16 protein-coding genes are annotated in these 20964 nt (G+C 60.6%); 11 read left to right on the forward strand and 5 right to left on the reverse strand.

From position 1 onward, the window contains the following. Positions 1–51: 51 nt before the first annotated feature. Positions 52–1911 (reverse strand): dihydroxy-acid dehydratase, encoded by a 1860-nt coding sequence (gene ilvD / locus BANAN_RS03165; protein ID WP_041777110.1) that lies wholly within the window; start codon positions 1909–1911, stop codon positions 52–54. A 172-nt stretch (positions 1912–2083) separates the two neighbouring features. Here ilvD and rpoZ point away from each other — a divergent pair, with 172 nt between their 5' ends. From rpoZ to fmt, 5 genes are all read left to right on the forward strand, one after another. Next, positions 2084–2368, forward strand: coding sequence for a DNA-directed RNA polymerase subunit omega (gene rpoZ, locus BANAN_RS03170; RefSeq protein ID WP_014697500.1), 285 nt, complete (start codon positions 2084–2086; stop codon positions 2366–2368). A gap of 181 nt (positions 2369–2549) precedes the next feature. Continuing rightward, positions 2550–3776, forward strand: coding sequence for a methionine adenosyltransferase (gene metK, locus BANAN_RS03175; protein ID WP_014697501.1), 1227 nt, complete (start codon positions 2550–2552; stop codon positions 3774–3776). A 119-nt stretch (positions 3777–3895) separates the two neighbouring features. Then, positions 3896–5179 carry a class I SAM-dependent methyltransferase gene (locus BANAN_RS03180; protein ID WP_014697502.1) on the forward strand — a complete coding sequence of 428 codons (1284 nt, stop codon included), beginning with the start codon at positions 3896–3898 and terminating at the stop codon, positions 5177–5179. Positions 5180–5332: 153 nt separating this feature from the next. Next, the gene (locus tag BANAN_RS03185; RefSeq protein ID WP_014697503.1) at positions 5333–7576 is read left to right on the forward strand and encodes a primosomal protein N'; all 2244 of its coding nucleotides are present in this window, start codon (positions 5333–5335) and stop codon (positions 7574–7576) included. Positions 7577–7693: 117 nt separating this feature from the next. Continuing rightward, positions 7694–8659, forward strand: coding sequence for a methionyl-tRNA formyltransferase (gene fmt / locus BANAN_RS03190; protein ID WP_041776977.1), 966 nt, complete (start codon positions 7694–7696; stop codon positions 8657–8659). A gap of 99 nt (positions 8660–8758) precedes the next feature. Here the strand turns inward: fmt and serB are convergent, their stop codons facing one another. Continuing rightward, on the reverse strand, positions 8759–9460 hold the full coding sequence (serB, locus tag BANAN_RS03195; RefSeq protein ID WP_014697505.1) for a phosphoserine phosphatase SerB: 702 nt from the start codon (positions 9458–9460) through the stop codon (positions 8759–8761). Positions 9461–9569: 109 nt separating this feature from the next. On the opposite strand from serB, the gene BANAN_RS03200 reads away from it, so the two are divergent. The 6 genes from BANAN_RS03200 (at position 9570) to BANAN_RS03225 (ending at position 16381) form a co-directional block, all read left to right on the forward strand. Beyond that, on the forward strand, positions 9570–10193 hold the full coding sequence (locus BANAN_RS03200; RefSeq protein WP_014697506.1) for a DedA family protein: 624 nt from the start codon (positions 9570–9572) through the stop codon (positions 10191–10193). 119 nt (positions 10194–10312) lie between these two features. Continuing rightward, entirely contained in the window at positions 10313–11887 is a 1575-nt protein-coding gene (arc, locus tag BANAN_RS03205) for a proteasome ATPase (RefSeq protein WP_394295946.1), read from the forward strand. A gap of 82 nt (positions 11888–11969) precedes the next feature. Further along, positions 11970–13574 (forward strand): depupylase/deamidase Dop, encoded by a 1605-nt coding sequence (dop, locus tag BANAN_RS03210; RefSeq protein ID WP_014697508.1) that lies wholly within the window; start codon positions 11970–11972, stop codon positions 13572–13574. Between the two features lie 119 nt (positions 13575–13693). Beyond that, positions 13694–14587, forward strand: coding sequence for an inositol monophosphatase family protein (locus tag BANAN_RS03215; protein ID WP_014697509.1), 894 nt, complete (start codon positions 13694–13696; stop codon positions 14585–14587). A gap of 88 nt (positions 14588–14675) precedes the next feature. After that, the gene (locus tag BANAN_RS03220; protein ID WP_014697510.1) at positions 14676–14891 is read left to right on the forward strand and encodes a ubiquitin-like protein Pup; all 216 of its coding nucleotides are present in this window, start codon (positions 14676–14678) and stop codon (positions 14889–14891) included. Then, positions 14891–16381, forward strand: a complete 1491-nt coding sequence (locus tag BANAN_RS03225) for a proteasome accessory factor PafA2 family protein (RefSeq protein WP_014697511.1) — start codon at positions 14891–14893, stop codon at positions 16379–16381. Before BANAN_RS03220 ends, BANAN_RS03225 begins: the two co-directional genes overlap by 1 nt. A 77-nt stretch (positions 16382–16458) precedes the next feature. On the opposite strand, the gene BANAN_RS03230 is transcribed toward BANAN_RS03225, so the two are convergent. The 3 genes from BANAN_RS03230 to purB all read right to left on the reverse strand — a co-directional run bounded on the left by BANAN_RS03230 (position 16459) and on the right by purB (position 20955). Then, positions 16459–16740 carry an HU family DNA-binding protein gene (locus BANAN_RS03230; RefSeq protein ID WP_004218914.1) on the reverse strand — a complete coding sequence of 94 codons (282 nt, stop codon included), beginning with the start codon at positions 16738–16740 and terminating at the stop codon, positions 16459–16461. A 166-nt stretch (positions 16741–16906) separates the two neighbouring features. Beyond that, positions 16907–19411: a lysylphosphatidylglycerol synthase transmembrane domain-containing protein gene (locus BANAN_RS03235; protein ID WP_014697512.1), complete on the reverse strand. Its 2505-nt coding sequence runs from the start codon at positions 19409–19411 to the stop codon at positions 16907–16909. 98 nt (positions 19412–19509) lie between these two features. After that, on the reverse strand, positions 19510–20955 hold the full coding sequence (gene purB / locus BANAN_RS03240) for an adenylosuccinate lyase (protein WP_014697513.1): 1446 nt from the start codon (positions 20953–20955) through the stop codon (positions 19510–19512). Positions 20956–20964: the final 9 nt, after the last annotated feature.

Consider the following 20964-nt stretch of genomic DNA (forward strand, 5'->3'; position numbering starts at 1 on the left):
GGTGGCACCCCCACTCGCATAGGTTCTAGGTATCGAGGATTCCCGGCCGAATCAGGCCAGTCCCGAAAGACGGTCGATGAGCTCGGGGTCGCGGGTGGCGCCCTTGTCGGCCGACCTGGCGAAGGCGGCGAAGGCCTTGAGTGCTTGGCTCACCTTGCGATCACGGTGTGCGACATAGCCATCGCCGGCCTCGAGTTTGGCACGGCGCTCGGCGAGTTCCTCGTCGGTCAGCTCGACGTTGATCGTGCGGTTCGGGATGTCGATGGTGATGATGTCGCCGTTCTCGACGAGCGCGATGTTGCCGCCGCTCGCCGCCTCAGGCGCCACATGGCCGATTGACAGGCCCGAGGAGCCGCCCGAATAGCGACCATCGGTGATCAGTGCGACGTCCTTGCCTATGCCCTTGCCTTTGACGAACGAGGTCGGGTAGAGCATCTCCTGCATGCCTGGGCCGCCCTTCGGTCCCTCATAACGGATGATGAGTGCCTGACCTGGTTTCAGCGTGTCGTTGAGAATGACCTCGACCGCCTGCTCCTGCGATTCGACGACGAGCGCGGGACCACGGAACTTCCAGATCTCCTTCGGCACACCTGCGGTCTTCACCACAGCGCCATCCGGGGCGAGGTTGCCACGCAGCACGGCAAGACCGCCTTCGGTCACGGCGGGGTGGTCGATGTCGTGGATTGCGCCGTTCACACGGTCGGTGTCAAGCGAATCGAATTTCGTCTCATGGGTCCATGGCTCGGGGGAGACGATGTGGCCTGGAGCCGCCCTGTAGAACTCCTTGGCGTATTCGGTGCAGGAGTCGCGCATGATGTCCCACTCGTCGAGCTTGGCCTCGAGCGAGGGGTAGTCGATTGAATGCACATCGCGGTGGAGCTTGCCGGCACGGTCGAGCTCACCCAGGATTCCGGTGATGCCTCCGGCTCGGTGTACGTCGGAGATCTCCCATTCGCCGGATGGCGATGCCTTGCAGATGCACGGCACCGTATGCGAGATGCGTTCGATGTCATTGAGTGTGAAGTCGACGTCCGCGGACTGTGCCATCGCGAGAATGTGCAGCACGGTGTTCGTCGAGCCGCCCATCGCCACATCCATCGTCATGGCGTTCTCGAAGGCGTGCTTCGTGGCAATCGAACGGGGGAGCACGGATTCGTCGTCATGCTGGTAGTACTGGTTGGCGATCTTGACCACCTGTTGTGCCGCCCGCTCGAACAGCTGCTTGCGGTAGCCGTGCGAGGCGAGCACCGTGCCGTTGCCGGGCAGTGCAAGGCCGATCGCCTCCGTGAGGCAGTTCATCGAGTTCGCGGTGAACATGCCGGCGCATGAGCCGCATGTCGGGCACACGGTGCGCTCGAAGGCGAGGAGGTCGTCGTCGCTCATGGAATCGTCGGCAGAGGCGTACATGACGTCGATGAGATCGGTGTTCTCCTTCACGGTGCCGTCCGGCAGCACGGTGGTGCCGGCTTCCATGGGGCCGCCGGAGACGAACACGGTCGGAATGTTGAGACGCAACGCCGCCATGAGCATGCCCGGTGTGATCTTGTCGCAGTTCGAGATGCAGATCAGCGCGTCCGCACAATGCGCGTTCACCTGGTATTCCACGGTATCGGCGATGATCTCGCGGCTAGGCAGGGAGTACAGCATGCCGGTGTGTCCCATGGCGATGCCATCGTCGACGGCCATGGTGTTGAACTCGCGTGGGATGCCGCCGGCCTTCTTCACGGCCTCGGAGACGAGACGTCCTACTTTGTTGAGATGTACGTGCCCGGGGACGAATTCGTCGAAGGAGTTGGCAATGGCGACGATCGGCTTGCCGAAATCCTTGCTGTCAACGCCGGCCGCACGGTAGAGCGCACGGGCACCGGCGAACATTCGTCCGTTCATGATTTTTGCAGATCGCATTTCCATGAGCATCTATTCAACTCGAACTTCGCGGAGAGTGGGCAACGCTTCCGCATGCTGGAATTTCCGTCCGTAATCTCAACAGAATAGGCACATCTGTCAGAGTTTGCCTATTTTCGCTGACTTGAAGTATACTGAACCTTTGCATAAGCATTTGCTAGTGATTTGGAGATTTCAAATGGCATTCGGCACTGAGCCTACCCCGACCGGTCTTGCGGATCCGCCGATCGACGACCTCATGGAGCATGCGGATTCCAAGTACGCACTGGCCATTTTCGCTGCCAAGCGTGCTCGCCAGATCAATTCCTACTTCACGCAGCTCAATGAGGGTCTGCTGCAGAACGTCGGTCCGCTCGTCGAGTACAAGAGCCAGGAGAAGCCGCTGTCGATCGCGTTCCGTGAGATCGACGAAGGCCTGCTTGAGGAGACGCTCGGCGAAGACGATCTGAGCGAAGGCAACTAGACTTTCACGAACATGCATGTGCGCCCTGCCAGGTATTGGCAGGGCGTTTTTGTTTTGCCATCCCAGCTCGGCTCAAGCGCAAATTCCGGTAGTGCTAAGTTACGCTTGCGTATGAAAGTAGCGAAGATGTGATTGAATTGTGGAGACAAACGCCCGCATATTGAAATAGAGAGGAAGAGTCATGGCAGAAGTGAAGCTGATCTCCGCGGAATCCGTTACCGAAGGGCATCCCGACAAGATCTGTGATCAGATTTCCGACGCCATTCTCGACGACATGCTCCGCCAGGACCCGCATTCCCATGTGGCGGTGGAGACATCCGCCACGAAGGGCCAGTTCTGGGTGTTCGGCGAAGTGACGAGCAAAGGGTACTCCGACATCCAGAGCATTGTGCGCGATACAGTGCGTAGGATCGGGTACACCAGTTCGGTGATTGGTCTGGATGCGGATTCCTGTGGCGTTCTTGTTTCACTGAGCGAACAAAGCCCCGAAATCAACCAGGGTGTTTCCCGAATCGAGTCGGACCGGGAGAACGCCGTCTCGCGCGAGGAACGCTACGAGGCCCAGGGGGCGGGCGACCAGGGCGTCATGTTCGGCTATGCAAGCGACGAAACCGATGTGCTCATGCCATTGCCGATCCATCTGGCGCATCGTCTGGCATACCGGCTCGCCGAGGTGCGTAAGAACGGCGAGGTGAAATTCCTGCGCCCTGACGGCAAGACGCAGGTGACCATTGAATACGATGAGGAGAACAGACCGCTGCGCGTCGACACCGTGCTCATCTCCACACAGCACGATCCCGAGGTCTCGCAGGAGGCATTGCGCGAGGATCTGCGGGAGCATGTGATTGAGCCGGTGCTCGATGAGGTGCTGGGGGATGCGGTGAAGCACGACGACTACCGCGTGCTCGTCAATCCGACAGGTTCGTTCATCATGGGCGGTCCGGCAGCGGATGCAGGGCTGACCGGTCGCAAGATCATCGTCGACACCTATGGCGGTGCGGCCCATCATGGCGGCGGCGCGTTCTCGGGCAAGGATCCGAGCAAGGTGGATCGTTCCGCGGCCTATGCCGCACGTTGGGTCGCCAAGAACATCGTGGCCGCGGGTTTGGCCCATAAGGTCGAGGTGCAGGTTGCCTACGCCATCGGCGTGGCCGAGCCGGTGAGCATCAATGTGGAGACCTACGGCACCGAGGCGGACGGCGTGACCCGCGAGCAGATTCAGGAAGCCGTGCGCAAGGTGTTCGATCTGCGTCCTGCCGCGATTGTGGACGAGCTCGACCTGCTGCGTCCGATCTATTCGAAGACGGCTGCGTACGGCCACTTCGGCCGTGAGGACGATGACTTCACTTGGGAGCACACCAACAAGGTCGATGAGCTCAAGCAGGCCATCGCCACCCTCGTCGACTGACACGAATACCACCAAGTCCATCCCGGCATGCTGCTCATGCAGGATGGGCAACGGCATATCTCAATACAACAGCTGCACCGCATGTGCCGTGCAGCAAGGAATCTCCAAAGGAGATGAATATGGCCGCAATGACCGTAGCACAGATGATTGAGCTGTTCCTCAAGCCGGGTGCACCTGTGCATATTGAAAGTTTCGATGGGTCGTCGTATGGGTCCGACGATGCTCCGCTGACGTTGCAAGTGAAGAACTCGCGCGCCATCTACTACATGGTGAATGCGCCGAGCGAGCTCGGCCTGGCCCGCGCCTACCTGCAGGGGGACATCGATTCGCCGCAGCTCGTGCCCGGCAATCCATATGCGCTGTTCAAGGAACTCGTACCGCTCAAGTCGTACCTGCGTACACCAAATCCAGCCCAACTGGCCAAGGCGCTCGCTTCGGTGGCCTACCATGGGTTCCACCGTCCCGCGCCTCCCGATATCGAGGGCCCAAGCCGTGCCCGCCGCATCAGCGAAGGACTGCTGCCGCATTCGAAGGCCGGCGACGAGGCCACGGTGAGCTACCATTACGACCAGTCGAACGAATTCTATTCGATGTTCCTGGGACCATCCATGACCTACACCTGCGCGGTGTTCGACTCCCCGCTCATGTCGCTCGAGGCCGCGCAGAAGAACAAGATCGACCTCGTGCTCGACAAGCTCGCACTCCAGCCGGGAGAACGACTGCTCGACATAGGTTGCGGTTGGGGGTCCATGGTGATCGAAGCTGCCAAACGCGGCATCAAGGCCCTCGGCGTCACGCTGAGCGAGGAGCAGGTCGAATGGGCTCAACGCTGGATCAAAGACGAAGGACTGGAGGACCTTGCCGAGGTGCGACTCATGGACTATCGTGACGTTCCCGAAGGCGATTTCGACGGCATCTGCTCCATCGGCATGATGGAGCATGTCGGGCACAAGCACTACCCGTCGTATTTCAAGGAGATCTACGACAAGCTCAAACCGGGCGCCAAATTGCTTAACCACCAGATCACCCGGTGCAACTCGCATCAGGGCAAGAAAGCCGGTCAGTTCATCGACCGTTACATATTCCCGGACGGCGAGCTCTCCTCACCGGCCGAGATCGAGATGGTGATCCAAGACACGGGCTTCGAGGTGATCGATCAGGAGAACCTCCGCCAGCACTATGCACTCACGCTGCACCGTTGGAACGAGAATCTGGTGGTGCATTGGGATGACGCCGTCAAGCTCGTCGGTGAGCCGAAGGCCCGTTTGTGGGGGCTCTATATGGCCGGTTGCGCGTTCAATTTCGAGATGAACAACATTCAGGTGCATCAGTTCCTCGCCATCAAACCAAACGATGAGGGCACTGACACCTACCCGTTGCGTCCATGGTGGCCGAACCACTGAGTCGGTAAGCTGACGCCCACGTGGAAAGCGGCATGCTCATACGCATGCCGCTTTTCCGTATGTATGGAGCTGGACACGCGCATGCTGACGCCTTTACCTGAATGAGGGGAGAGCCTAGACTGGGGCACTATGAGTGGAACACCCGAAGAAGCGATGCAGCCGGCTTTCGACGGCATGGGCATGCGGCGGCGCTCGCCGCGCAAGGCCGCGCCCAGAAAGCCTGCTGCCCAGCTGCCGGTGGCGCGGGTGGTGCTGGATGTGCAGGCCACGCATCTGGGGCAGCCCTTCGACTATTTCGTCGACGATAGCATGAGCGAAGCCGCGCAGCCGGGTGTGCTGGTCCGGGTCAGGTTCGGAGGCCAGCGTGTCAACGGCATTATTTGGGAACGGGTGAACGACAGCGATACGCCGACAAGTGCCATTCGCTACATCGAGAAGGTCGTTTCGCCGCGCGTGCTCGTACCGAGTCAGATGCGCCGCGACATCACCGCCGTGGCCAATGCCTACGGCGGCACCATAGCGAACGTGTTGCGCGTGGCCATGCCGGGCAGGGTCGCCGGAGTGGAGAAGGAGCCTAACGTCACCTTGCAATCGGCAAGCGACGCAGAGTCGGCTGCCGATGAGGCGCCCTATGCCGATTCGTCGATGGTTGATCGCAGAGGTCGTTTCGCCTCACGTGCCGAAGACCATTTCCCCGTGATCGCCAAAGCCTATGAGCAGGCACAGACCCTACGTGCCTCACTCACTGCACCGCAGGGGTTCTCGGCGTTCGTCATCGATGCCCTTCCGGGGGTTGGTGCATGGGAACGGACACTGGCCTGGATGGCGCTCACCGCCATGGGAGCGGGGAAATCCGCCGTGTTGGTGATGCCCGGCATGCGTGAGGTGTGGAGCATGGTGCATGCGTTGGAGAACATGGGGCTCCATGTGTTCGCGCCAAATGCCAAGCAGATATATGAGGGAGACATCGCGGTGTTGAGCGGAGCGCTCTCGCCGGCCGACAGATACCGGGCGTATCTGGCCATTGGCGAGGGACGGGTCAATTGTGTGGTGGGTACGAGGGCGGCCATGTACGCGCCCGTACCGGACGAGGCGCTGTTTGCGGTTGTGGACGACGACGCCTACCAGTATGCGGATGGCCTCATGCCCTATGCGAATGCGCGTGGTGTGTGCCGTCTGCGCGCCAAGCTCCATGGAGGCGTCTTCGTCGCGATCGGAAGGGCGCGTAGCGTGTTGAGCGAATGGGAAAGCCAGACCTCCTCGGTCGTGTTGGAAGTTGCTGGCCCGAGTGTGGCGGTGCACGGCTTTTCCGATGTGATTAAAAGCCAGGCACCGCCGGTACGGTGGCTGAACCGTGATGAACTCAACCGACTCGCCGATCCCAGCGTCGGTGCCAGGGTGCCGCACACTGCGGTGCGTGTGCTGTCGAAGGCGCTTGAGCATGGCCCCGTGCTGTTCTCCATACCGCACGATGGCGTCACCGAGTCGTTGAGTTGCGCGCAGTGCCTGCAACTGGCTCGATGCCTGCGTTGCAGTGGACCATTGGTGCGTGTTCCCGCGGCCGATGCCCCGCGATGCAGCTGGTGTGGCTCATCCGCCGTGGACTGGCATTGCCGGCATTGCGGAGCAGAGCGGTTGCGTGTGATCCGGGTGGGGGCGGTGGGGACCGTGCAGGAGTTGCAGGGGCTGTTCCGTGGCGTTCCCATGCTCGTTTCAAGCCAAAGCCAAGGGGTTGTGGATCATGTGGATGCCACCCCACGCATTGTCGTCGCCACTCCGGGATGCGAACCCATGGTGCATACGCAGGACGGTACGACGGGAACCTATGAGGCGGTGGCGATTCTCGATGCCTGGACGAGTCTGTACGACCTGCGTCTCGATGCTCGTGTGGATGTGCTGTCCAATTGGATGCAGGCGATGTCGCTGTGCAAATCACGTGCCGCCGGAGGCAGGGGACTGCTGATTGGCGAGACGTATCCGACGCTGGCTCGTTCACTCATGCTCTGGGATCCACGCGTGGTTGCAGGCAATGAGCTCGCGGACCGCACTGAGACGGGGCTGCCCCCAGTCGTTAGCGCCGCCTGCATTTGGGGGAGACGTGATGCGGTGGAACGTGCCCTGCACAACATAGGCATTGCGAACGGAGATTGGGCGTGGGTCGAAAGCGAAGAAGGGAAGGTCCCCTCACTGCTCGGCATCACCCCTCTCGCTCCAGATCGCACGATCGATGCCCGTGAACTCGATGAGATGGGCGATAGGGTGAAGGCGGTCGTGCGCGTCTCGCATGCCCGACGTGCCGAACTCGCATTGCGGTTGCGCACTGAGGTGGCGCGTCATGTGGCCTCTCGCGAAAGTGGGGAACTGCGGTTCAGAATGGACCCGAAAGATCTGCTGTGAGGCGGCATCCTACTCAGCTGTGACCGTAAGCCGACTGCCTGCGCCTTGTGCGTACTATGCTTGGGATTCAGTGAAAACCACAGCCCATGAGTTGCACGGGCGGAAGAGAGGACATCAATGTTACGAGTGCTGTTCGCGGGAACCCCGGAGGTGGCGGTTCCCTCTTTGCGTATGTTGGTCAAAGACACCGAGCATTTCGAAGTGGTCGCAGTGCTCACCCGGCCTGATGCGCCCACGGGGCGCGGCCGCAAGATTATGCCCAGCCCGGTGAAAATGGCCGCCCGTGAACTCGGCCTCGATGTCATCGAGTGCGATCCGGCCGACGAATGCTTCCTCTCCGCATTGAAGGCCACCGGAGCCCAATGCGCGGCGGTGGTGGCCTACGGCAAGATTCTGCGCGAATCGGTGCTGGAGGCGCTGCCGCTGGGATGGTACAACCTGCATTTCTCGCTGCTGCCGCAGTGGCGTGGCGCCGCTCCGGTTCAGCGCGCGATCTGGGCTGGCGACGAAGTGACCGGATGCTCGGTGTTCCGCATCACTGCAGGTATGGATCGTGGGCCGGTGCTCGGACAGAGCACGGTGACCATAGGTGCGCATGAGAATGCCGGCGAGCTGCTCCACCGTCTCGCCGAAGATGGCGCCGGTCTGCTCGCGGCATCGCTGCAGGCCCTTGACGAAGGAGTCGTCAACGCCGTCGATCAGCCGGCAGGCTCCTACGATGTCGCCGCCAAGATCGCCACGCAGGACGCTCACATGCGTTTCGACGTGCCGGCTTTCGCGCTTGATCGCCAGATTCGCGCCTGCACGCCGGTGCCGGGGGCATGGGCGAATCTGCATCCACATGGTGATGATGCCAGCGAGACGCTGCATGTGTCGAAGGCCATCCCGGCGGATATGACGGTCGATGAATCACCTCGGAATCTCAAGCCGGGCGAGCTGCACGTCACCAAGCATCATGTGTGGGTGGGCACTTCCACCGATCCGTTGGAATTGCTGGTCGTCAAGGCTGCTGGCAAGCGAGAGATGGGGGCTCCGGAGTGGGCCCGTGGCGCCCATCTGGCTGAAGGTGCCTATCTCGACTGACGTGTCTCACCAGAATGCCCGGAGCCGGCTTTCATCGAGGTGCCGGCGCCGGGCATCCCAGTGAATCGCTGTGGCTTCCTGACAGCAGACATTGTTCTGCTACTGCAGGAAATCAAGCACCTTGCGAAGATCGCGCTCGTCAATCGTGTGGGGGGCCGCCGTGCGCACAGTGGGTTTGGCGCAGAATGCGATGCCCAGTCCGGCAGCGCCGATCATGGGCAGATCGTTCGCGCCATCGCCCACGGCAACCGTCTGGATGCGCGCGATGTCGTTCTCTTGAGCCCATGACCGCAACCGGGAGAGCTTGACCTCCTTGGTCACGACATCACCGACCACTTCGCCGGTGAGCATGCCGTTGCGAGCATCCACGCTCAGCCGGTTCGCAATATGGTAATCGAGATGCGCGTCCACTGCGAGCCTGTCGACGATTTCGTGGAAGCCACCTGAGACGACACCCACCTTCCAACCATGCGCATGGAGCGTGTCGATGAGTTCATGTGCGCCATTGGTGAAATGCAACCGTTCGTACACGCGGTCGAAGATCTGTGCTGGCATTCCTCTCAGCAGCGCCACACGTTCGTCCAATGCCTGCCGGAAATCAAGCTCGCCGTTCATCGCCCGCGCGGTGATGGCCGCGATCTCGTCGCCCACACCCGCCTCCTCGCCGAGTTCGTCGATCACCTCTTCATCGATGAGCGTGGAATCGACATCCATCACAAGCAGGCCCGGCATGCCGAGAGCGGGTAATGGGCCAGCGAGTGTGTCGGTGTCGTCGAGATGTTGCGAAAGTGGTGCGCTCATGCCTTTGATTGTCGAAAAACGTTGGGACAATCAAAACATGCATTTTACTGTTACCCTGGCTGAGGCCCAACTGCAATGCGCCACGAGTTCCGATGGCCTGATTGGCGCCATGACGGCGTGGCTCGTCTCTCTCATGGAACATGTGGGCGGTGTGGGCGTGGCCTTGGCCATCGCCCTCGAATCAATCTTCCCTCCCATTCCCAGCGAGATCATTCTGCCGCTTGCCGGTTTCACCGCTGCCCGTGGCAGCATGAGCCTGTTCGGTGCGATCCTATGGGCGACAATGGGATCGCTGCTCGGCGCCTGGGCACTGTACGGCATCGCACGCTGGTTTGGTCTCCACCGCATCCACAAGGCAGTCGATAGGATTCCGGGCGTGAGTCGCAAGGATGTGAACAAGGCAAACGAATGGTTCAACAAGTATGGCACCTGGTCGGTGCTCATCGGACGCGTGATTCCCGTTGTTCGCTCGCTCATCTCGATTCCGGCCGGATTCAACCAGATGAACTTCGTGAAGTTCTCCGGCTGGACCTTCCTCGGCTCGGCAATCTGGAACACAGTGCTCGTCACCGCCGGTTACATGCTCGGCGACCAGTGGTGCTCCATTCTCGGTGTGCTCAATGTGTTCGAAGATGTGATCATCGTGGTGTTCGCGCTGGTGCTGGTGTTCTTTGCGTGGCGGTGGGTTCGCAATCTGATACGCGAACGTCGCTCGACGCAATCTCATGAGTAGACTGTCGATGCGCGTTAGGCGCTGAAGTCAGTTCGGGTTCGTGCTCTCCTGCACGGACCCGTTTTTCTTTGCGGGGCCGTGCATTACAATGGCATACGGAACATTCGGATTGAACGAAGGTGGGTATGGGGCAGGAGAAGCACACGGACGCGGCTTCGCAGTCCGTGAATCCCGAGGCTGTGGCGGCGCATGAGAACGACCAGCTGCGGCAGCGCAACCACGCGCTCGCCAAAGCGCTCACCCGTGCCACCGAGGAGCTTCGCAAGGCGAAGGCGCAGCTCGAGCAGTTCATGGCACCGCCATTGACAATGGCGACCATGGTCCGCGTGCATCGCTGTTCCACCGATGAGCATGGTGTGCGGCGTGCAAGCGCGGAGATTCTCAATGGCAACAGACGCCAGATCGTCCCGCTATCGCCGACTGTCAATCCCGCACGGTTGGGGAGCGGCCAAGGCGTGTTGCTCGATGCCAACATGGTGATTGTCGATTCCTGCGAGACACCTACTACCGGTCCGATGCGTGCGGTCTCGGAAAGCCTTGCCGACGGCAAGCTCATCGTCTCCGATGCCGGAGGCAATCGCGGTGTGGTCATGCGTGCGAGCGCGGTGGCACGAACTCCGATCAACGTTGACGACCGTGTGGTGATCGATCCCTCCGGTACCTATGTTTTGTCTGTACTGCCGCAGGAACAGGCGCAGGATCTGCTTCTCGAGGAGACCCCGGATGTCTCCTTCGCCGACATCGGAGGTCTGGATGAGCAGATCGCACGGATTCGCGATGCCGTGCAGTTGCCGTTCCAGCATCGCGACCTCTTCGCCCGGTTCGACCTGAAAGCGCCGAAGGGCGTGTTGCTGTATGGGCCTCCAGGCAATGGCAAGACGCTCATAGCCAAGGCCATCGCGCATGAGCTGGCCGCGGGCAGTGGTAACGACGGCGTGTTCCTGTCGGTGAAGGGACCGGAGCTGCTCAACAAGTTCGTAGGCGAGTCTGAGCGCCTCATTCGCAGAATCTTCGAGCGGGCGAAGGAGCTGTCGGGTGCCGGACGCCCCGTCATCGTGTTCATCGACGAGATGGATTCGCTGCTGCGCACCCGAGGCACAGGCGTCTCCAGTGATGTGGAGACGACGATCGTGCCGCAGTTCCTCACCGAGCTCGACGGCGTGGAGAGCCTGGACGACGTGATGGTGATCGGTGCCTCGAATCGCATCGACATGATCGATCCAGCGGTATTGCGTCCGGGACGTCTGGACGTCAAGATTCATGTCACACGGCCGGACGAGACGGCCGCCCTGGCCATCACCCGCCATTACCTCACCGATGCGCTGCCTCTTGAGCCCGGCAGGGACGCGGATGCGCTGGTGGCCTCGCTGGTGCGTGATCTTTTCCGCAGGGATGAATCCCGGTTGCTTGCCATGCTCGATGAACAGGGCCATCGGCGTGGGATTTACATGGCCGACATCGTCAGCGGTGCGATGCTGCGCAACATCGTCGACCGGGCGAAGACCAAGGCGGTGAAGGCCGAAATCCTCCATGGGTCGACGAGCGGGGACGATGAACCGCAAGGCATCACCGAAGCGCGGATCCATGAGGCCATTGACGATGAATACGAACAGAACCGCTCCACGATCAACGAGACGGATCCGGGGCAATGGCTCAGAATCAACGCGTTGACGTTGGCGGCCGACGGCGTCTGATCCCGGCAGCGTGTCTCGATGGAATGGAATGTGTTCGAAATGTGCCGTTGGCATGGAACATGTCGTGAGAGGAGCGGAGTGAATGAGCGTGCGCAGAGTGATGGGGACGGAGACCGAGTATGCCGTGTCGGTACGGCAGGATCCCCATGCCAACCCGGTGCAGTCGTCATTCGATGTGATTGCCCATGCAGGCGATGAGGAGACGAGGCATATTCGTTGGGACTACCGGCAGGAGGATCCGGTGCATGATATGCGGGGTATGACGATGCCCCGCGCTGCTGCACGTCCCGACATGCTTACCGACGAACCGCAACGCAATATCACGAACGCCTTCGCAGCCAATGGAGGGCGCATGTACGTGGATCATGCGCATCCCGAATACTCCGCGCCGGAGACGCGCGATCCGTTTGAGGCCGTGGCCTATGATTTCGCCGGCGATCTGCTTATGCGCCGGGCCGCCCAATCCGCGAGCACTGAGCGGCATCAGTTCGAGGTGTTCCGCAATAATGCGGATGGCAAGGGCGCTGCGTGGGGGAGCCATGAGAATTATCTGCTGCGTCGCGATGTGGACTTCGATGTAGTGACTGTGCTCATGCTGGTCCATTTCGCCACCCGGCAAATCTACACGGGCTCTGGACGCGTGGGGCTCGGCGAGCGTGGCGAACGGGCAGGCTACCAGTTGAGTCAGCGTGCCGATTACTTCCATATGAAAGTGGGTTTGCAAACCACTTTCGACAGGCCGATCGTGAACACCCGCGACGAGTCGCATGCGCCTGACGAGATGCGCAGACTCCATGTGATCGTGGGCGATGCTAACCGCCTGGAAGTGCCGGACGTGTTGAAGCTCGGTACGACAAGCATGCTGCTGTGGGTGGCCGAGCAGGCATCTGCATTGGATTACGACCTGACGGACGAGTTGCGTTCCCTTTCGCTTCTCGACCCGGTCGCCGCCATGCACACGGTGTCGCACGACCTGACCTTCGACGAACCACTCGCTTTGGCCGATGGAGGTTCGAGCACGGCGTGGCAGCTGCAGGTGTCGCTGCACGGGCTCGTCTATGAGGTGGCGTCGATCGTGTACGGCACTGATTCGCTCGGGGAGCCGGTATGGCCGGATTCGCAGACCCGCTCGGTCATGGCGATGTGGCGTCAGGCATTGATCGACGTGGCCGAGGTGCGCCATGCCGACGACGACACCCGAATGACGATGACCGCGCAGGCCTCTCGACTGGAATGGCTGCTCAAATGGCAGCTGCTCGAACGCATGCGCCGACGCATCGCCGGTTGCGGCGCATCCTCCGCCTCGAGCTGGGACAATCCACAGGTGCGCGCGCTCGAATTGCGATGGGCTTCACTCGCTCCCGAGAACGAGGCGGTGTTCGCCAAGGTGCGCTCCCGTGCCGAGCGTGTGGTGACGGATGAGCGTATAGCCGCGGCGGCGACCGATGCCCCGGCGGACACGCGCGCATGGCTCCGTGCCGCGATACTGTACAGGTTCCCCGATGAATTGCGTGCGATCTCCTGGACCCGAATCACCACCGTTGCCGATGGAGCCGGTGATTCCTGGACGCTCGACATGCGCGATCCCACGCGGTTCACCAAAGATGACACCGAACGGCAGGTGGAGGAGGCGTCCAGCGCGGCGCAGCTCATCAGGAGTCTCGGCGGCATCTGTGAACATTCGTAGGTCGTGCATCCGCTGTATCCAGCGCGCTCGCATAGGGCGAGTTTTTCAGAATACTCACAGATTATTTGCTAGTCTTGGAACAGATTTTTCCAAGACATAAGGTCACAGGAGGCATTGGTATGCAGGCCGGATTACGGGAGCTCGCAGTGCAGGTGAGCCGCATCGCCGAGGATGCCGGCAAGCATGCGCTCAAGGACCAGCTCATGCCGAAGGATCTGGTGACGCTGAACACGGTGCAGCGTGACTACTCACGCGGGCTCAAGGTGGACGACCGCCTGTCGCAGTTCATCTACAATCGTCTCACCTACATCGATCCGTTCAAAGGCCGTTGGGAGGACCGCACCGACGAATGGGCGCCCGGAGACCGGTACTGGTGCGTGGGCGGTGTCGATGGCGTGATCAACTATTCGCGCAGCATGGCCGAATGGAGCGTGACCATCTCGCTGTTCGAATTCAATGAGTTCGGATCGGCCCAGCCGATCCTGGGGGTGATTCACGCGCCGGCACTGAACCTCACCTATTTGGCCGCCCGACAGCAGGGCGCGATTCGTATGCGCAATACGCCGGTGGGGGAGAAGCGCGAGAAGATCATGCCATCCACAATCAGCCACCTCGATGGCTCCATCGTGAGCTTCGGCATGTCGTATGTGCCACAGGAGGCACAACATGCCCTCAATGTGGTCGCGAGCCTCGCCGGCAAGCCCGCCGACATCAAACGGATCGGGCCCGTCTCGCTCGATGTGTGCAAAGTGGCCGATGGTACCTATGACGCATATTTCGAACCGCATCTGCATGAACGTGACGTGCCGGCCATCTCAGCCGCCGCCGTGGTGCTCTGGGAGGCCCAAGGGCAGTTGAGCACATGGGAGGGCGGGCTCATCCACTGGCGCAGCCAGAACGATCTCGTGGCCACCAACGGGCAGATCATACAGGAGCTACAGCCCTACCTCATCAACTCCGATTGCGGGGAATCCTACCATCATCACGAGCAGAAGCCAGCGGGACAACAGTGATCTCAAATCCTGAGCCACCTTGAACAGCACATGTGGCACAGGGCACATCCGACGTCGATATTGGAATCCACACCAGATTGGGGGAGCAATGCCATCTGCATCCGAACACCATCAGATCCCCGCCGAGACACAGCGGCATGATGACGACCAGACCCAGGGAACGGCCCAGGGTCTTTCCGCGGCGGCCATGCTCGCACAGGAGCAGGCTGACGATCTCGATGCGATTCTCGACGACATCGAAACCGTTCTCGAGACGAACGCCGAGGAATATGTGAACAGCTTCGTGCAGAAAGGCGGCGAGTGATGCCACAGCTGCACGACAGTGGCAGCAGGGCGATACAGCCGTCAGACCAGACGCATAGGCATGATTTCGCGCGCATCTTCGGCATTGAGACCGAATACGGTGTGAGCGTCACCGATATTCCGGAACCCATGGACGCCAGTCATGTGGCGATGACCATGTTCCAGCCCGTCGTGCGCAGGGCCCGTTCCACCAACACCTACGTGGAGAACGGCTCACGTCTGTACCTCGATGTGGGATCCCATCCGGAGTATGCGACCGCCGAGGCGATATGCCCCTCGGATGCGTTGCTGAGCGATCTGGCGGGGGAGCAGATCATGCGTTCGATGGGGCTTGACGCCCAGCGGAGGCTGCGGGAATCCGACGCGCGGAATCGGCGTGCGACCTTGCATCTGTACAAGAACAACGCCGACAGTGCCGGTCATTCATTCGGTTGCCATGAGAACTACCTCGTGCGCCGTTTTGTGAATCTGGACATGATACAGCATGTGTTGCTGCCATTCCTCATCACCCGGCAGATCTACACCGGGGCCGGCAAGTTCGACGGTGAACGTCTCCTGTTCACCCAACGTGCGGCATTTGTGGACGAGACAGTCTCCAGCGCCACCACACGGTCGCGCCCCATGATCAACACCCGTGACGAGCCGCACGCCAACCCCGAGGACTACCGGCGTCTCCATGTGATCATAGGCGACTCCAATCGTTCCCAGTGGGCCACCCTTATGAAATGCGCCACCACGCATCTCGTGCTGTGCATGATGGAGCATGCAGCACGCAGCGGATGTGATGGTGGGCTCGAGGCATTCGCGCTCGCGGATCCGATCGCCGCGAACCACGCCATCAACGCCGACGGGCCGCATGCCCGCATCGCACTGGCATCGGGGTGTTCGACCACCGCACTGGAACTGCAGCAGCGGATGCTGGAGCAGGTCGAGACCTTCTCCGCACACCATGGTGATGCGTTGGGTGCGTCGTTGCGGTATGACGCGCAGTGCAATGTCGAATGGATTGTGGGCCAATGGCGGTGGATCCTCGACAGATTGGCGGCCAATGACATCGAGACGCTGTCGCATGTGATCGATTGGGCATCCAAGCAGATGTTCTTCACTCGGTTGCGGCTGCGCGGCACCGTCACACCGGCCAGATTACGCCAGCTTGACCTGGACTATCACGACATCGCCAACGGCAGGCTCTACCCGTCGTTGTGCGCGCATGGCCTGATGCGCACCTTGGTGGATGCGGATCAGATTCGCGATGCCGTGTCCACGCCACCCTCTCATACGCGTGCCGTGCTGCGTGGACGTTTCGTGGCGGCGGCATCGCACACCGATGCCGTCTACGACTGCGATTGGACGACGCTGAAGCTTGTGCGTCCGGTGCATATGGAGGCGGTGCTGCTCGATCCGTTCCGCGACGAGCCGACCAAGCAATATGACGAACTCATGGGCGAATTGCGTGATTCGCGAGAGGATGGCGATGAAGCGCCCGTCTGAGCATGGGTTCCGAGGCGGTCTGACATGAAAAAACCCGGCCGTCACTGGTCGGGTCATTTTCTAGCGTAGGCTGCGAATCACTCGCTCACTGCCTTCTTCAGCAGGGAGCCAGCGGAGATGCGAACACCATAGGTGGCCGGGATCTCAATGGTCTCACCGGTACGAGGATTGCGGCCGGTGCGGGCGGCGCGCTTGACACGCTCTGCGGAGAGCAGACCGGTGAGCTTGAGGCCTTCGCCGTTCTTCATGGCTTCGATGAAGACATCGCGGAAAGCATTGACGGCAGCCTCAGCCTGAGCCTTGGTGAGACCGGACTTCTGGGAGATCTTTGCAACGAGATCAGACTTATTGTATGCCATAGAAGCGTCCTTCTTTGTCAGGGGTAATCCTCATTGCGGATAACCACATGTTCAAGAAGCATCTTACCTCAAGATTCGGTCAAATCCGCGTGTTTGCAACGATTTCCCTCGATTTTTTCGCATTTGGCCACGTTCTGGGCATCAAAAGCTTACAAAATGAAACAAATCAGATCAGATTGTGCTTATCCAGCCACTTCATAGCCAACGCACCCAACGGAATACGCAACCAGTAGAACACGATACGGTAGAGCAATGTGGCTGATAACGCCAATGCGGCGGGGACCCCGACGGCGCTGAACGCCACCGACAGCGCGGCCTCGACGGCACCGAGGCCACCCGGTGTGGGCACCGCTGAACCAAGTGTATTCGCCAGCAGGAAGATGAACGTCGTCTCGATGGGGTTCATGTTGAATCCAAACGCCATGAGCGCCGCCCAGAAGCCGAAGCCTGTGGAGAGATTCAGAATGAGGGAGCCGGCCACCGAACCGAGCAGCTTACGCGGCTGCGTGAGCGTTTCCAACAACGATCTGGCATATGACTTCACCAGGGGAAGATACTTGTCGGCGATCTTCCTGCGCACCGAGGGGATCGCCATAATCACGCTGATCACTAGGGCGACGACCGCGATAGTGAGAATCAGTGTGTTCGTGGGAATCATGCCGGAAAGGGTGTTACGGCCGGTGAAAATGCCAATGAGCAGCAGCAGGACCACTGTGATCACCCCCTGCACGGCGAGCACGGCGCTCATGATGGCAGTGGCGGTCGTATTGCGGTAGCCGCTCTTGCGCAGGTACTGGAGGTTCACAAAGGCCGGGCCGATGCCGGCAGGCATCGACACCGCAGTGAATCCGGCGGCAATCTGCGAGCAGAGCAAACCGAAAGGCCGACGGCGGTCCCTGTCCATGAAGGCGCCGAGGGCCATGGCCGAACCCACCCATGCGAGGAAGCCGAACAGCATGACAACGAATGCCCACCAGAGATTCGCCTGCTTCACGGCGCGAATCATCTCGTCCGGCCGCATCTGGGTCAGCATCACGTAGACGGCGATCACCAGCAACACAAGACCGAAGAACGATCGCGCATTGAATCGCGTGAGCGTCACCTGCTCCATCGATTCTGCCACTTCTTCAGGGGCCAGTTTACTGAGTGCGGTGCGCAGATCCTCGACGATCTGCTTGTTCCAGCCTTCCATCTGCCGGGTGGCGGTGGGGACGGCGGCCTTCTGCACAAACGGAATCAACGAGATGAGTGTCGATTCGCCCCAGGCACGGCGTGCGAGCGAGACGGTGCGTTCAATGCCGAGCATCGTGCTGAACAAGGTGAGCAGCTGCACTTTGTCGAGCGTGATGTTCGTGGTGGCGGACGCGTAATCGCCATTCTGCCAGCCGGCAATCACCATATCTCCATTGGCGGAGCGCGCAATGGTGTCCGCCGTGATCTGGCGGTGAGTGAAGCCACGCTGATGCGCATGCTGCAGATAGTTCATAAGCGAGAGCACTTCGGTATCGTCGAGCTCCTCGCAATCCACGGCGTGAATGGTCTCGCGGTGTTCGAACACGACTATGGAGGATTCACCGTAGTCGCAGACACCATAGGGTCTTGCACAGGTCAGATCTATGTCACGCAGCCCCAGCAGCATGGAATAGTGGTGATGCGTGGCGCTCACGGCGGAGCGATCATGGCGCACCGCGACGCCGCTGAGCCGAATGAGCTGCCACAGCTGTGAGAAATAGCCGGTGATCTGCATTTGGTTGTCAAGCACCGACACCACATAGTGCACGCCACTCTCATCAGTCAGATCGTAGAGTCGGGAATGGTCGGTCAGGTCGTCCGCAAGCATCGGTGCATGGTCGGATGCCTCGGGGCGTCGGTCAAGGACGGCCGGATGCAAGCCTATTGAGCTCAGCGCCTGCACGATCTGATATCCCCATGCTCCCGAGTTCTTCGTGCCCACGCCGAAACGGATGGACAGTCCCACCATGCGACCGATGCAAATGGCCACCAGCACACCAGGCAACGAGCTCCACGAGGTCATGATGAAGATCACGGCGCCGGCGAGGAGTATATTCCAGCTCCACTTCACCGACGACCGGGTGTCACGGGGACCTGCGACCGTGAGGAATGAAGCTATGGCGGCGTAGAAGTCGGGCAACAGAGAGGGCCCTACACGGGTGCCACTCGACAGCAATGTGTTGATGAGCATGGCGCTGCTGTGGTAGGAGAGCAGTTCGGAGACACCCCAGCAGACAAGGAAGCCGATGAGCAGCGCGCCGACCGAGCAGGCGGACTGAAGCCATTCCCGGTTGAGCACCAATTGGATGAGCACCCCTACCACGATGGAAATCACAATGAGCTGTTGCAGCAACGACGATGGCAGGTCGACAAGCCAGTCGAATGCCTGACTGGCGGAATGGGCGTCATCTTCGACGCCGGTGGTGAGCCCATGGAGATAGACGGCGACCAGGATCACCAGAATCCCGAATACGAGAGCCGCACCTGCGTGCAGCAGATCGCTGGTCACGTGGTTGCGCTTCGGTGCCACATCGTTGACCTTCACGTTGGGGAACCTACTTGCCAGTGCATGCTCGGGGGTCTTCTCGATGGACGGTTGTTGCACATCCGTCTGATCGGAGGGCACCCGACCTGAGCCGGACGAATTGGGCGTTGTCATATCAGTCCTTCATATAGAATGCCCATGCCCGGGTGAAAGGCCCAAGCATGAGCATCGCACATCAGCACGTATATTCTACGCGATGGATTGAAAAAGGACTAAGGGCGATCGTAACCGACCAGCATCGATGCAAGGCCCACATAGGTGGCCGGCGTCAAAGCCTTGAGACGGGCTGCGGTCTCGTCGTCGAAGTCAAGCGAATCGATGAAGCTCTCGACATCGGCCTGCGAGATGGAGTGGCCGCGCATGAGCTCCTTCACCTTCTCGTAGGGGCGTTCCATGCCGGAGCGGCCGGCCAGCTCCTGGGCGCGCATGGCGGTCTGGATCGGCTCGCCCAGCACCTCCCAGTTCTCATCGAGCTCGCGATCCATCACCTGCGTGTTCGGATGAACCGACTTGAGGCCGCCGAGCAGGTTGTTGTGCGCCAGCACCGAATACCCCAATGCTGAGCCGATGTTGCGCTGCGTGGTGGAGTCGGTCAGATCGCGCTGCCAACGGGACTCCACAAGCGTGGCCGCCAACGTGTCGAGCAGCGAGCAGGAGATTTCGAAGTTGGCTTCCGCGTTCTCGAAACGGATCGGGTTCACCTTGTGGGGCATCGTGGACGAACCGGTTGCGCCCTTCACCGGTACCTGGGCGAACACGCCACGGGAGATGTACATCCATGTGTCCACACACAGATTGTGCATGATGCGATTGGTGTGCGAGATCGTGTCGAACAGCTCCGCCTGCCAGTCATGCGATTCGATCTGGGTGGTGAGCGGGTTCCAGGTCAGGCCCATGCGGTTCTCCACGAATTCATGTGAGACGGCGACCCAGTCGACATTCGGCAATGCGGCCAGATGCGCACCGAAAGTGCCGGTGGCGCCATTGATCTTGCCCAGGTATTCCTGCTCACGAACATGCTTGAGCTGGCGCCCAAGCCGGTACACGTAGACGGCGAGCTCCTTGCCGAGTGTGGTCGGTGTGGCCGGCTGCCCGTGCGTGAGGGAGAGCAACGGCATGTCCTTGAACTCCTCGGCACGCTGAGCCAGCAGGCTGACAATGGCATCCGCGCCCGGTAGCCATACGTGTTCGATTGCATTTTTCACGCAGCGTGCGATGGAGAGGTTGTTAATGTCCTCGCTGGTGCAGGCGAAATGCACGAGAGTTTTCAGGTCGGTGAGCTGGGTGGGGGCACCGAGCACCTGCTCCGCGCTATCCAGATAGTCGTCGATGTAATATTCGACAGCCTTCACATCATGGTGGGTAACGGATTCATGCGCGGCATGCCTGGCAATGCCCTGTGCCCCGAACTCCTCGGGGATGGAACGCAGGAATGCCTGTTCCTGTTCGGTGAGCGGCTTGACGCCGTTGACAATCGGCTTCCAGTCGTTTCCGGCGAAGCCGTTGGCGAGCATAATCATCCATTCGACTTCCACGCGCATGCGTTCGCGGTTCAGTGCCGGTTCGCTCAAGTATTCCACCAGAGCGGCGGTCTGGGCATGATAGCGCCCATCCAGAGGGGTGAGGGCGATGGCTGGTGAGATCTCGGAAAGGTTCATGGTTCCACC

Origin of the sequence: Bifidobacterium animalis subsp. animalis ATCC 25527 (assembly GCF_000260715.1) — a bacterium.
Taxonomy (GTDB): Bacteria; Actinomycetota; Actinomycetes; order Actinomycetales; family Bifidobacteriaceae; genus Bifidobacterium; species Bifidobacterium animalis.